The sequence below is a fragment of the Streptomyces formicae genome (genome assembly GCF_002556545.1).
Lineage (GTDB): Bacteria > Actinomycetota > Actinomycetes > Streptomycetales > Streptomycetaceae > Streptomyces > Streptomyces formicae_A.
This window is the reverse complement of record NZ_CP022685.1, coordinates 8065604-8078438: the sequence shown is the minus strand read 5'-3', so window position 1 is coordinate 8078438 and position 12835 is coordinate 8065604. Positions and strand designations below refer to the sequence as shown.

The 12835-nt window shown below is 71.0% G+C and carries 11 protein-coding genes; 2 read left to right on the top strand and 9 right to left on the bottom strand.

Annotation, left to right across the window (positions count from 1 at the left end; translation table 11 throughout):
• A complete protein-coding gene (locus tag KY5_RS35165) occupies positions 1-1389 on the top strand; it encodes an OFA family MFS transporter (RefSeq protein ID WP_098245988.1) in 1389 nt (462 codons plus the stop codon).
• A gap of 1 nt (position 1390) precedes the next feature.
• The gene (locus KY5_RS35160; RefSeq protein WP_098245987.1) at positions 1391-2770 is read left to right on the top strand and encodes an OFA family MFS transporter; all 1380 of its coding nucleotides are present in this window, start codon (positions 1391-1393) and stop codon (positions 2768-2770) included.
• A 68-nt stretch (positions 2771-2838) separates the two neighbouring features.
• Here the strand turns inward: KY5_RS35160 and KY5_RS35155 are convergent, their stop codons facing one another.
• The 9 genes from KY5_RS35155 to KY5_RS35115 form a co-directional block, all read right to left on the bottom strand.
• Complete coding sequence (locus KY5_RS35155; RefSeq protein ID WP_098245986.1) at positions 2839-3903, bottom strand: sugar phosphate isomerase/epimerase family protein; 1065 nt, start codon at positions 3901-3903, stop codon at positions 2839-2841.
• A gap of 136 nt (positions 3904-4039) precedes the next feature.
• The gene (locus KY5_RS35150; protein ID WP_098245985.1) at positions 4040-5416 is read right to left on the bottom strand and encodes a nucleotide pyrophosphatase/phosphodiesterase family protein; all 1377 of its coding nucleotides are present in this window, start codon (positions 5414-5416) and stop codon (positions 4040-4042) included.
• The gene (gene eboE / locus KY5_RS35145) at positions 5413-6582 is read right to left on the bottom strand and encodes a metabolite traffic protein EboE (protein ID WP_098245984.1); all 1170 of its coding nucleotides are present in this window, start codon (positions 6580-6582) and stop codon (positions 5413-5415) included. The genes KY5_RS35150 and eboE overlap by 4 nt, the downstream gene beginning before the upstream one ends.
• A 3-nt stretch (positions 6583-6585) precedes the next feature.
• Complete coding sequence (locus KY5_RS35140; protein WP_098245983.1) at positions 6586-7434, bottom strand: TatD family hydrolase; 849 nt, start codon at positions 7432-7434, stop codon at positions 6586-6588.
• An 8-nt stretch (positions 7435-7442) separates the two neighbouring features.
• Positions 7443-8138, bottom strand: a complete 696-nt coding sequence (locus tag KY5_RS35135; protein ID WP_098247688.1) for an EboA domain-containing protein — start codon at positions 8136-8138, stop codon at positions 7443-7445.
• Complete coding sequence (locus tag KY5_RS35130) at positions 8102-9061, bottom strand: sugar phosphate isomerase/epimerase family protein (RefSeq protein ID WP_098245982.1); 960 nt, start codon at positions 9059-9061, stop codon at positions 8102-8104. The genes KY5_RS35135 and KY5_RS35130 overlap by 37 nt, the downstream gene beginning before the upstream one ends.
• Positions 9058-10098 carry an SCO3242 family prenyltransferase gene (locus KY5_RS35125; RefSeq protein WP_098245981.1) on the bottom strand — a complete coding sequence of 347 codons (1041 nt, stop codon included), beginning with the start codon at positions 10096-10098 and terminating at the stop codon, positions 9058-9060. The genes KY5_RS35130 and KY5_RS35125 overlap by 4 nt, the downstream gene beginning before the upstream one ends.
• Positions 10095-11240, bottom strand: a complete 1146-nt coding sequence (locus tag KY5_RS35120; RefSeq protein WP_199843375.1) for an inositol-3-phosphate synthase — start codon at positions 11238-11240, stop codon at positions 10095-10097. Before KY5_RS35120 ends, KY5_RS35125 begins: the two co-directional genes overlap by 4 nt.
• A 186-nt stretch (positions 11241-11426) precedes the next feature.
• Complete coding sequence (locus KY5_RS35115) at positions 11427-12821, bottom strand: ThuA domain-containing protein (protein ID WP_098245980.1); 1395 nt, start codon at positions 12819-12821, stop codon at positions 11427-11429.
• Positions 12822-12835: the final 14 nt, after the last annotated feature.

The window sequence follows — 12835 nt, the reverse complement described above, 5'->3', positions numbered from 1 at the left end:
ATGACAACCACCGACCTCACGACGCCCCTCCCCTACAGGGAGGTGACGGACCGCAACGGCCGCCTGTACCGGATCGGCGAGAGCGACCGGGACATCATGGGACGACCACGATGGACCATGGTGCTCTTCCCATGGATGGGCATGATGGGCATCAGCTCGTCGGAGTACGCGTTCACCTCCGCCGAGGACACCCTGCACGACGCGCATCTGTGGAGCAGCGGGCACATCTTCTGGCTGATGGGCGTGTGGGTCTTCTTCCAGGCCGCCGTGGCCTTCCCCGCGGGACAGCTGCGGGAGAGCGGGCGGCTGCCCGCACGGTACGCGATGCTCCTCGGAGCGCTCGGCACGGTCCTCGGCTACGTCTCGCTCGCCTATGCGCCGCAGGTGACCTTCGCCTACGTCGGATTCGGCATGTTCAGCGGCATCGGCGCCGGTCTGGTCTACGCGACCTGCGTGAACATGGTCGGCAAGTGGTACCCCGAGCGCAAGGGCGGCAAGACCGGCATGGTCAACGGCGGCTTCGCCTATGGCTCCGTGCCCTTCGTCTTCCTCTTCACCTCGTACATGGACCTGAGCAACTACCAGGGCGTGCTGGTGTCCGTGGGCGTCCTGTGCGCGCTGGTCGTGGCCGTCGCGGGATGGTTCTTCAAGGACCCGCCCAAGGGGTGGTGGCCCGCGCACGTCGACCCCTTGAAGGTGTCGGAGGACCCTCGCATCCGGCGGGCCCTCGAGAAGAACCCACCCGCCGTCAAGCAGTACACTCCCAAGGAGGCCGCCCACACCCCTGTGCTCTGGATGATGTGGTTCTGTCTGCTCTGCACGGCGGGGATCAACATCTTCGGGATCGCCTTCCAGGTGCCGTTCGGCAAGGACATGGGGTTCGCGGGCGGAATCGTGGCCACGGCGATGTCCTTGAAGGCGATCGTCAACGGCACGGGGCGCGGTGTGATCGGCTGGATCTCCGATCGCTACGGCCGCCGCAACACCCTCGTCATCGTCTGCGTCGTCCTGGGCTGCGCCCAGTTCGGCGTGCTGATCTCCGGGTCCATGGGGAGCATGCCGTTCTTCCTCTTCTGCTCCATGGTCTCCGGCTTCGGCGGCGGGGCGATCTTCCCTCTGTTCGCGGCCATGACGGCCGACTACTTCGGTGAGAACAACAACGCCACCAACTACGGAATGGTCTACAGCTCGAAGTTGATCTCGGGCCTTGTCGGCTCCGGCATGGGTGCCGTGGTGGTCAACGCCTGGGACTACGAAGGCGCGTTCGTGATCGCCGGCTCCATCGGCCTCGCCTCGGCCGTACTCGCACTCTTCCTGAAATCGCCGGGCAGGCCCCGGGCCCGGCACATCGCACCCAACCCGCACCCGATCGGTGAGGAGATGGCTTGACATGACGGCGGAGCCCATCGCCGCACGACACGCGTCGGCAGACCCCGACGCGACGTACAGAGAAGTCACGGACGCGCGCGGTCGCGTCTACCGCATCGGCGAGAGCGACCGGGAGATCCTCGGCCGCCCGCGCTGGACCATGGTGGCGCTGCCCTGGGCGGCCATGCTCGCCATCAGCGTCTTCGAGTACGCCTTCGGAGCGGCCGAGAACACCCTCTCCGCGGCCCACCACTGGACGTCGTCGAACACCTTCTGGGTGCTCAGCGTCTGGATCTTCTTCCAGGCCGCGGTCTCCTTCCCCGCGGGCAAGCTGCGCGAGAAGGGCATCCTGACCAGCAGAGCGGCGATGCTGACGGGCTCGGTCCTCTCGCTGCTCGGCTTCGTCAGCCTCAGTCACGCGCCGAACGTGGCGACGGCCATGGCGGGCTTCGGCCTGCTGGGCGGCGTCGGATCGGGGCTGATCTATTCGACCTGCGTGAACATGGTCGGCAAGTGGTATCCGGAGCGGCGCGGCGGCAAGACGGGCTTCGTCAACGGCGCCTTCGCCTACGGGGCGGTGCCCTTCATCTTCCTGTTCTCGTACGGCTTCGACACGTCCAACTACCGGACCGTGCTCGACCTCGTCGGCCTCTACGTGCTCGCCGTGACCCTGGTGGCGGGCCTCTTCTTCAAGGACCCGCCGAAGAACTGGTGGCCCGCCGAAGTCGACCCGCTACGGCTCGACGGTGACGCGCGCACAGCCGTGGCACTGGCCAAGAACCCGCCCGCCGCACGGCAGTTCACTCCAGGAGAGGCCCTGCGCACCGGAGTGGTCCCCCTCATGTGGGTGTGCATGCTGTGCTGCGCGGGCGTCTCGATCTTCGGGATCTCCTTCCAGGTGCCGTTCGCGAAGGAGATGGGCTTCGGCCCGCTCATCGCGGCGTCGTCGATGGGCGTGATGTCGGTGATCAACGGCACGGGGCGCGGCGTGGTCGGCTGGCTCTCCGACCGGCTCGGCAGGCAGCGCACCCTCACGTACGTGTGTCTGGTGCTCGCGGTGGCGCAGTTCGGCGTGCTGTGGGCGGGCGAGATGGGCAACCAGCCGCTGTTCCTGTTCTTCGCCTTCCTCTCCGGCTTCTCCGGGGGCGCGTTCTATCCGCTGTTCGCGGCACTCGTACCGGACTACTTCGGAGAGAACAACAACGCCTCCAACTACGGCATGGTCTACAGCGCGAAGCTGGTCTCCGGCCTGTTCGGCGGCGGCTTGGGCGCCATGGTCGTGGACTCCTGGGGGTACGTCGGCGCCTATACGACGGCCGGCGTGGTGTCACTGGTCGCGGCGGGCCTCTCCTTGCTGCTGCGGCAACCGGGAGCGCCACGCGCGCGTGGCGCGCTGGCCTAGCGGCCGCGCTCCCCGGTACCGGATGGGGCCCTTCCACCGCGTGGCGGAAGGGCCCCATCCGTGTGCGGTCAGTCGCCGCAGCGCCCGGTGCGCAGCGCGTGCAGGTGCGCGCTCGACTTGCGGGCGAAGGCGTAGGACTCGGCCGGGTTGTCGTGTTCGGTCTGCCAGTGGTGGTAGCGGCGGCCGTGAGGAGTGCGGGCGGTCACCTTCGACAGGAACTTCTTGTAGTCGATGTCGCCGTCCCCGACGTCCGACATGCGGTAGCCGTCGCGGGTGGTCTCGTCACGGACGCCGTCCTTGACGTGGAACAGCGGATAGCGGTGCGGCTGCTTGAGCACGTAGTCGAGCGGTTCGAAGGGGGCCGGGGTGCCGTCGGGTCGCTTGCCGAAGCGGAACTGGGCGCAGAAGGCCCAGTAGATGTCCATCTCCAGGTACACGGCGTCGGGGTCGGTCTCGGCGAGCAGCACGTCGTAGAGGCGGACGTTCGGCTTGTCGGTGGCGAAGGAGAACTCCTCGGCGTGGTTGTGCTGGTAGAACTTCATGCCCCGCTTGCGTGCCGCTTCGCCATAGGTGTTGAAGTCCTCGGCCGCGCGCTTCCATCCGTCGACGGTCGAGCCGTAGCGGAAGGGCCCCGACGCGGTGCCGATGTGCTTGAGGCCGAGCGCCTCGGCGTCGTCGAGGACCTTGGTCAGGTTCTGCGCGAAGGTGTACGCGTTGGGGTTGTTGTCGTCGTAGTAACCGACGTGCGAGCCGATGGGGTGCAGTCCGTGGTCGCGGGCCAGCCGCTTGAGCTGGGCGAGGGTGATGGCCCCCGCGGAGCCCTGGGTGTATCCGGCGAACTCGATCTCGTCGTATCCGTACTTCTCCAACTCGGCGAAGACCGGGGCGAATCCGGCGGTGGAGACCTTGTCGCGGAGGCTGTAGAGCTGGATGCCGAGGCGGCCGGGCGGCAGGACGGGGCGGCCGCGGCCCTTGCCCGCCGCCGCGTCCGCCGCGGTGTCCGCGGCGGCGGCCGGTGTGGCGGTCGCGCCGATCAGGGCGGCGGCGGTGGCTCCCGCGGCCACGCCGAGCATGCCGCGTCGGCTCAGTCTCTGGGCGATTTCGGGGTCGGCGGACAGGGGATTGCGGCTCATGCGGTCTCCCGGGGTCACATCAGGGATGGGTTCGAAGGAGGGATCAGGGATCACTCGGGGTCGGACCCTGATGGCAAGGTCCGAGCCGTCTGGTTCAGTGGAGATCAAGCAGATTCAGCGGCGCGGGCCTTCGAGCTCAGTGCAGGCCCGCGAGCTGGAGCAACAGCGATTTCACTTCGGTGGCCGCGACACGGCCGCCAACGGCGCGGGGGGTGGAGCACAGAATGAGCGGACTGTTGTCCTCGCTCGTGGGGAGGCGGCCATGGCTGCCGCGAATAGGTGACGGGTCCAGCGGCACGACCGCCATGCGGTAGCGCATGCCGAGCTTCTTGCGGGCCAGCGCGCTCGCGGCCTTCACGCGGACGTAGGGGTCCTCGGGGTCCATGAAGAGCTCGACGGGGTCGTAGCCGGGTTTGCGGTGGATCTCGACGAGCTGCGCGAAGTCGGGCGCGCGGGCGTCGTCGAGCCAGTAGTAGTACGTGAACCAGGCATCCGGATCCGCGACGGCGACGAGTTCACCGGAGCGCGGATGGTCCAGGTGGTGTGCCTTCTTGCCTTCGTCGTCGAGGAGTTGCTCGATGCCGGGGAGACCTTCGAGGGCGGCGCGGGTGGCGTCGAGGTCCTCCGGTCGCCGCACGTAGACGTGGGCGATCTGGTGGTCGGCGACGGCGAAGGCGCGGGACGCCATCGGATCGAGGTACTCCATGCCGTCCTGGGTGTGGACCTCGAGCAGGCCCGCGCGGCGCAGTGCGCGGTTGATGTCGACGGGCCTGTTCACCCGCGTGATGCCGTACTCGGACAGCGCGACGACCGTGCGGCCCTCGGCCTCGGCGTCGTCGAGCAGCGGGGCGAGGGCCGCGTCCAGGTCGGCCGCCGCTTGATGGGAGCGCGGGTCGTCGGGGCCGAAGCGCTGCAGGTCGTAGTCGAGGTGGGGGAGGTAGCTCAGGGCCAGGTCGGGGTGGCGCGTGGCGAGGATGTGGCGGGTGGCGTCGATGATCCAGCGGCTGGACACGAGGTCGGCGCCGGGTCCCCAGAAATGGAAGAGAGGGAAGGTACCGAGCTTGTCGGTGAGTTCGTCGTGCAGGGCCGGGGGCCGGGTGTAGCAGTCGGGTTCCTTGCGGCCGTCGGCGTAGTAGACGGGGCGGGGCGTGACGGTGAAGTCGGTGTCGGCGCCCATCGCGTACCACCAGCAGATGTTGGCGACGGTGTAACCGGGGTGCGCGCGGCGGGCGGCGTCCCACAGCTTGTCGCCCGCGACCAGGCCGTTGTGCTGACGCCACAGGAGGACGTCGCCGAGTTCGCGGAAGTACCAGCCGTTGCCGACGATGCCGTGTTCGGCGGGGGTGGTGCCGGTGAGGAACGTGGACTGGGCCGCGCAGGTGACGGCGGGCAGGACGGTGTCGAGCCGGGCTCTGGCGCCGGACCGGCCGAGGGCCTTGAGGCGCGGCATGTGGTCGAGGAGGCGCGGGGTGAGGCCGACGACGTCCAGGACCAGCAAGGGGGTTGGGGTCATGGCAGTTCCTTCAGGCCGAGGTCCGTGAGGAGGTCACGGGCGAGGGTCAGTTCCGCGGCGATGCCCTCGGCGAGCTGCGGGCGGCCACGCGGGCGCAGTGCGGGCGGCAGCGCCTGCCAGGTATAGGTCTCGACCTCGAGATGACGGGTGAGTGGACGCGGGCCACCGACGAGGCGGGTCAGGGTGTCCTGGAGCACGGGGAGAGTGGAGGTGAGCGGCTCGGCGGGGGCCGCGTGCAGGGGGACGTGGAAGTGCGCGCGCCACGGGCCGGTGTCGGGCAGGGCCTGGTCGGTGAGGGCTTCGCCGAGGTCGTCGGTGCCGCGCAGCCCGGTGCCGTTGACGGTGCGGGTCTGGTGCAGGAAGCGGGGTTCGTCGAAGGCGGCGAGGGCCTCGCGCACGGCGGGGAGATGGGGGTGTTCGGCGTGCAGGGCGGCGGAGAGCTGCGATTTGACGACGGGGATGCCCGCGGCGGTCAGGGCGTCGAGGGCGGTCCTCGGGTCCTCGAAGGAGGTGGCGAGGTGACAGGTGTCCACACAGATGCCGATGCGGTCGTGGCCGACCGCGGTGAGGGGGGCGATCGCGTCGGCGGTCGTCTCGACGGTGCAGCCGGGCTCCGGTTCGAGGCCGATGCGGATGGAGCGTCCGGTCAACTCGGCGAGTGCGTCCAGGCGTTGGGCGAGTGCGGTGAGAGCGGCCCGGGCGGCTTCGGCCCGGGCGCTGTCGAAGGGGGTGCGCCACGCGATGGGGAGCGTGGAGATGGTCCCCTCGGTGACGTCGTCGGGGAGCAGGGTCGCGAGGAGCCGCGCCAGGTCGGTGGTGTGGGCCAGGCGCTCCGGGTCGGTCCAGTCCGGCTTGTACACGCGGTACTTGACCTCTTCGGCGCCGAAGCCCTCATAGGGAAAGCCGTTGAGCGTGACGACTTCGAGGCCGCGCCGGTCGAGCTCGGTGCGCAGTCCGCGCAGCGCCGCGGGGTCGGTGGTCAGGGCGCGCGCGGCGTCCTTGGCGAGCCACAGGCCGATGCCGAGCCGGTCCCTGCCGAGGCGTCTGCGCACCGGCTCGCAGTGGTCGCGGAGTTGGGCGACGACGCCGTCGAGGGTCTCCGCGGGGTGCACGTTGGTGCAGTACGCGAGGTGGACGGTGGAGCCGTCGGGGTGCCGGAAGCGCATGGCTCACGCCCCGCCGCGCAGGATGGAGTTGCCCTCGTGGGTGGCCTCCGTACCGGCGACGTCCAGGACGAGGCGGCCGCTGAGCCCGTAGAAGGCGACCGGGTTGCGCCAGAGCACGAGATCGACGTCGTCCTCGTCGTACCCGGCGGCCAGCATCGCGTCGGCGACCTTGCGGGTCTTGAGGGGGTCGCTCTTTCCCCAGTCGGCGGCCGAGTTGACCAGGACCTTCTCCGGGCCGACGTCCCGCAGGATCGCGATCATCCGTTCTTCGTCCATCTTGGTGTCGGGATAGACGGAGAAGCCGAGCCAGCAGCCGCTGTCCTTGGCCTCCTTGACCGTGGTCTCGTTGAGGTGGTCGATCAGGACGCGTTCCAGCGGCAGAGCGGACTCACGGACGACGTCGATCGTGCGGCGCAGCCCCGCGAGCTTGTCGCGGTGCGGGGTGTGCACGAGCGCGGGCAGTTCGTGGTCGGCGGCCAGTTGCAGTTGGGCGGCGAGCGCGGTGTCCTCGGCGGGCGTCATGGAGTCGTAGCCGATCTCGCCCACGGCGACGACGTTGTCCTTGACGAGATAGCGGGGCAGCGCGGCGAGGACGGGGGTGCAGCGGGGGTCGTTCGCCTCCTTGGGGTTGAGCGCGATCGTGCAGTGGTGGGCGATTCCGTACTGGGCGGCACGGAAGGGTTCCCAGCCGAGGAGGGAGTCGAAGTAGTCGAAGAAGGAGGCGGGCGAGGTGCGGGGCTGGCCGAGCCAGAAGGCGGGCTCCACGACCGCGCGGACACCCGAGGCGTACATCGCCTGATAGTCGTCGGTGGTGCGGGAGGTCATGTGGATATGGGGGTCGAAGATGCGCATGGGCACTCCTACTCCTCGCCGGGCGAGGGGGCCGTGGGGGCGGTCAGGGCGAGGACGCGGTGCAGGTCGCCGGGGACGGGACGGCCCGCTGCGGTGCGTTCGTTCGCGTAGTCGCCGAGCATCCGGGCCAGTTCGGCGTCGCCGTGGGCACGGCGCGCGAGATCGGTGACGGCCTCCACGGGGACGCCGGTGAACAGGCACTTGAGGACGGCGTGCCGCCAGTCGTGCGGGGAGAGGTGCTCGGCGGCGTAGGGGCCGACGGCCGCGGCGACCAGGCGGGTGTCATTGGCGCGCAGGGCATCCTCGACCAGGGGCAGGGCTTCGGGGCCCGGCACCAGATGGGGCAGGGAGTGCAGGACGGCACGGCGTTCGGCCGCGGTGCCCTGGGCGTAGACGCGGGTCAGGGTCTCCGGGTCGGCGGCGGCCGTGTGCAGGAGGAGGACGCGGGCTGCGTCGGCGTGGTCGGGGCCGCAGCGGCGTCCGGCTTCGGCGAACCTCAGCTCCCACGTGGGCACGTCGCCCTCCGCCGAAAGTCCCTGCCCGGGCGCCCGGGAGGCGGTGGCCGCGGCGCCCGCCTCGGCGGTGGCCTGGTCGAGCCAGGCGCGGGCGGCCCCGCCGAGATGGGATTCGAGGCGGGTGCGGAGGGCGGCGATCCCGGTGGTGTCGGTCACGGGGTTCCTCCTTCGGCGACGCGGCGCAGGAATTCGATCGAGTGCGCGGCGAGTTGGGGTCCCGCGTGGGAGTGACGGGGCAGTTCGACGACGGTCAGGCCCTGGTATCCGGTGGCTGCCAGCGCTTCGAGGACGGGCGGGAAGTCGATCTCGCCGTCGCCGAAGGGCAGGTGTTCGTGGACGCCGCGGCGCATGTCCTCGATCTGGACGTGCCGCAGCCAGGGCGCGGCGGCCTTGACGCAGTCGGCGGGAGGGAGTGGTTCGAGGCACTGACAGTGGCCGATGTCGAGAGTGAGCCCGAGGAGTTCGGGGTCGCCGAGGGCGTGACGGAGGTGGTGGAAGTCGGCGAGTGAGGAGAGGAGATGGCCGGGCTCGGGCTCGACCGCGAGCGGAACACCGGCGCCGGACGCGGCGTCCAGAACCGGATCGAGGGCGTCGGCGAGGCGTTTCCACGCGGTGTCGTCGTCCGTGCCCTCGGGGGTGATGCCGCTGAAGCAGTGCACGGCGTGGGCGCCCAGGTCTGCGGCGACCCGGACGGCCCGGATGAGCAGCCTGACCCGGTCGGCGCGCCGTTCCGGATCGGGGTCGAGAAGGGAGGGGCCGTGTTTGCGGCGCGGGTCGAGGACGTAGCGGGCACCGGTCTCGACGGTGGCGGTGAGACCGAGCTGGTCGAGCCTGCGGGCCACGTGCCGGGTGCGGGTGGCGAGATCGGGATCGAGGGGGTCGAGGTGCATGTGGTCGAGGGTCAGTCCGACCCCCGCGTAGCCGAGGTCGGCGAGGAGACCGAGGGCGTCGTCGAGGCGGAGGTCGGTGAGTCCGTTGGTGCCGTAGCCGAAGCGGAGTCCGCCTGGCGGCGGGCTGTCGCCGGATGCGCGACCGACGGGTATGGCGCCATCGCCGGGTATCGCGCCACCGCCGGGTGCGGCGTCCGGCGGCCGGGAGTCGGATTCGCTCATGTCACGCTCACCTTCCGTGCGAACTTCCGGGCCGCGGGGGCGAGTGCGGCGGTCACGAGGGCGGTTCCCGCGGCGCCCGCGCGGGCGGCCAGGGCGGCCTGCAACGGGATCATGGCGCGGATTCCGCCGCCGACGGCTCGTTGGGTGAGAGGAGGTGAGGGATTGAGGACGGCGTGGAACAAGGGCTTGGCCACGGTGCCGACGTACGCGGCGGTGAGAGCGCCGCGCAGGGCACGCTGAGCGGTGCCTCGCTCGGCGCTTCCGGCGGTGACCGCTGCCGAGGAGACGGCGCTCGACAGGTTCGGACCGCTCGACAGGTTCGGACCGCTCAGCCCGGTCGGAGCGTTCGACGTGGCGCGCAGGCTCGGCGAGCCGGGGGTCGGGGATCGGCCCACTCGATGGGCCAGCACCGTGGTCGCCGCGAGGGCCGCGAGGGGCGCAGCCGTGGAGCCGCCCTGGGCCTCGCGGCGGGAGACCGCGGTGACGGCCAGGGTGTGGGCGGCAAGCACCCCGGCGGACGACAGCGCGGCAGACGGCACACCGCCGCCGCCCACACCACGCCTCACGCCGGCGGTGGCGCCGGCGCCACCGCTCGTAGCCACCGCCCCCAACACCAGATCGAGCCCTCGTGCCGCCGCCATGGCCACCGGACCCGCGGGGGTGTGCTTGAGGCCCAGGTCGTAGGCCCAGACCGTGCCCGCAAGAGCGGCGGCCGTGGTCAGGGCGGGGCGGCCTGCGCTGGAGGCCAGGGTCAGGCCCGTCGCCGTGAGGGCCGTCGCCGCGGCGAGGGCGGCGGGTGGGGTGATGCGGCCCGAGGGCAGGGGGCGTTCAGGGCGTTCGACGGCGTCGTCCGCCCGGTCCGCCCAGTCGTTGAGGGCCATGCCCGCTTCGTACAGACACAGGGAGGAGGCGATGGCGAGGAGGGTGCGGTGGTTGGGGTGCAGGCCGGTGGCCGCCGCACCGGCGAGGGCGTCGCCGGGGACGGTGAACAGGGCCGGGAGGCGCAGGAGTTCGGCCCAGTCGCGCGGGGTACTCATCGGGTCTCCCGCAGGCGCTGCGCGAGGTCGAGCAGTTGGCCGTACTGCTCGCCGAGGGCGGCGGGCGAGCCGTCGTCCGGGTCCTTGAAGTAGAAGGCGAGGGAGGGGAGAGGACCGCGCAGGCCGCGTTCGTGGGCGCGGGAGGTGAGGCGGGCCAGGTCCAGGATCAGGGGGGCGGCGAGCGCCGAGTCGCAGCCCTGCCAGGTGGTCTGCAGGACCATGCGGGTGCCGAGGAAGCCGTCGAAGGCGATGTGGTCCCAGGCCGTCTTCCAGTCGCCGAGCGAGGGCACGTCGTCGATGTGGACCGCGCCCTCGGGGGTGGTGCCGAGGGTGTCGGCGAGGACGCGTTCCTTGCCCGCGTTCTTCGCGGCGGCGGCGGCCGGGTCGGCGAGGGCGGCGCCGTCGCCGCCGCCGAGGAGGTTGGTGCCGGACCAGGCCCGTACGGCCAGCGCGCGCTGGGCGAACATCGGGCCGAGCACGGAGCGCAGCAGGGTCTGTCCCGTCTTGCCGTCACGGCCCGCGTGGGGCAGGGCGGAGGCGCGGGTGGCCTCGGCGAGAGAGGGGTGGTGCAGACCGGACGAGGGGGTGAAGTTCACGTAGGGACAACCGGCCCGGAGTGCGGCCGCGGCGTAGAGGGAGCTGGCGGGCAGGCGTGGGTCGCCGTCGGCGGGGAGGGGTTCCGTCGAGGCGACGTTCACCACGACCGCGCGGGCCAGGCCCCGGCGGCGTACGAAGCCGCGCAGGTCCGCGGCGAAGGAGTCGATCAGCTCGTCGTCGGTGCGGGTGTCGCCGGGCAGGGGGCCGCCGGGGCGTATCTCGGCGTCGGCGGCGGTCAGTTCGGCGCGGACCGCGGAGGGGAGGTCGTAGGGCAGGACGCCGCCCGCGGCCAGTTCCTCGGCGCGTTTGGGCAGGGGGCAGCTCGTGGTGTCGTGGCCGCCGAAGACGAGCGAGGACAACGTTGGCAGTCCGCAGTCCGTGAAGGGAGGCGTCTCGGTGACCATGCCGGTCGGCGCGTGCAGTCCGGCCGCCAGTGCCGCGCAGCCCGCGACGGTCGTGGTCGCGACCGAGCCGCGCGCACCGATGAGCCAGACCCCGACCAGTGGCGTCCCGACGGAAGAAGTAGAGAGCGCGGTTGTGGACACGGCTGCCTCCTGCCATGGCTCAAAGAACAGACGAACTGACGAACAGGCGAACGACGGAACTGAGGATCATCGGAGCAATGGAGCGATGGAATCATGGGGTCGCGATGGCGCGGCTATGGAGCGGCTATGGAGCCGCTATGGAGCAAGACGGCGGGCGGAGGTCCGGCGTCCTCCGCCCGCCGCCGTCTAGCGACCCGCGCCCGAGGTGGTCGGTGCGGGTGGACCGAAGTGGCGCGCGGGCAGGTCCTTCAGCCGGATGTCGCGGAAGGAGACCTCGTCGGCGTCACCGTGGTTCTGGATGCCGATGTGCCCCTGGCGCAGGCTGCGCGCCGGATCGGAGTTGGTGAAATCGTTGATCTTCACGCCGTTGAGATAGACACGAAGGCGCTCGCCCTCGACACGGATCTCGTAGGTGTTCCACTCCCCCGGCGGGTTGAGGGCCTTGTCCCGCTTCTTCAGGTCGGCGGACTTGAAGCCGTAGACGGAGCCCGTGGTCTTCTCGGGGACGTCGGTGGCGTCGATCTGGATCTCGTAGCCCTTGTCGACGGCGGACCAGGGGTCGTCGGAGGGCGGGAACCCCACGAAGATTCCGGAGTTGTCGTCACCGGCCATCCGCCAGTCGAGCTTGAGGGAGTACGAGCCGAGCTCACGCCGGTCGTACCAGAGCATGCCCATCCCGCCGGTGGTCGTCAGCGTCCCGTCCTCCTCCTTCAGCGCGAAGGAGCCGGGGCCCGCCTGTTTCCACCCCGCGAGGGAGGCCGCCGTGCCGTCGAAGATCGGCGTGTAGCCCTTCTCCGGGCGGCAGTCGGCCTGGGCGGCGCCGACCGCCCAGCGGATTCCGCCGAGCAGGTGCCGACGGAAGGCCGGTTCGGCGTAGGACTCCTTGGTGTGGCCGCCGCCCGTGTAGAAGGAGCGGCCGCCCTGGTAGTCGCCCTGGCACCAGGCGATGGGGTGGTCTCCCGCCATGGTGCCGCCGGTGTACGACGACTCGTCGAGCGAGGCGAGGACGCGGGCCTTGCCCCGGGGGTTGGCGCGGTAGTTGTACCACTCGTCGGTGCGGTCCCAGCTGGCCGTGCCCAGGTGGGCCGTGGCCGGGTGCGCGTGGTCCTCCACCCGCACCTTCGCGGGCTGGATCGCGGGGTGCGACTGGAAGTACGCGCCCGCGAGCCCCCCGTAGAAGGGCCAGTCGTACTCGGTGTCGGCGGCCGCGTGCACGCCGACGTAGGCGCCGCCGCCCCGGATGTACTTCTCGAACGCCGTCTGCTGCTCGGCGTTCAGCACGTCACCGGTGGTGGACAGCCAGACCACGGCGTCGTAGCGCGCGAGGTTCTTGGCCGTGAAGGCGCCCGCGTCCTCGGTCGCGTCGACGGCGAAGCCGTTCGCGGCACCGAGTTCCTTGACGGTCGCGACGCCGGTGGGGATCGAGTCGTGCCGGAATCCCGCGGTCTTGGAGAAGACCAGGACCCGCTCCCCCGCCTTGCCGCCGTCCGGTCCGGGTCGTGAGGCCGCCGGGCCCGAGGCGCACCCGATGAGGAGTGCGGCCGCCGCGGTCGCGGTCATGAGTCGTGCGCGTCTGCGCATGGTGCTCGCCCCTT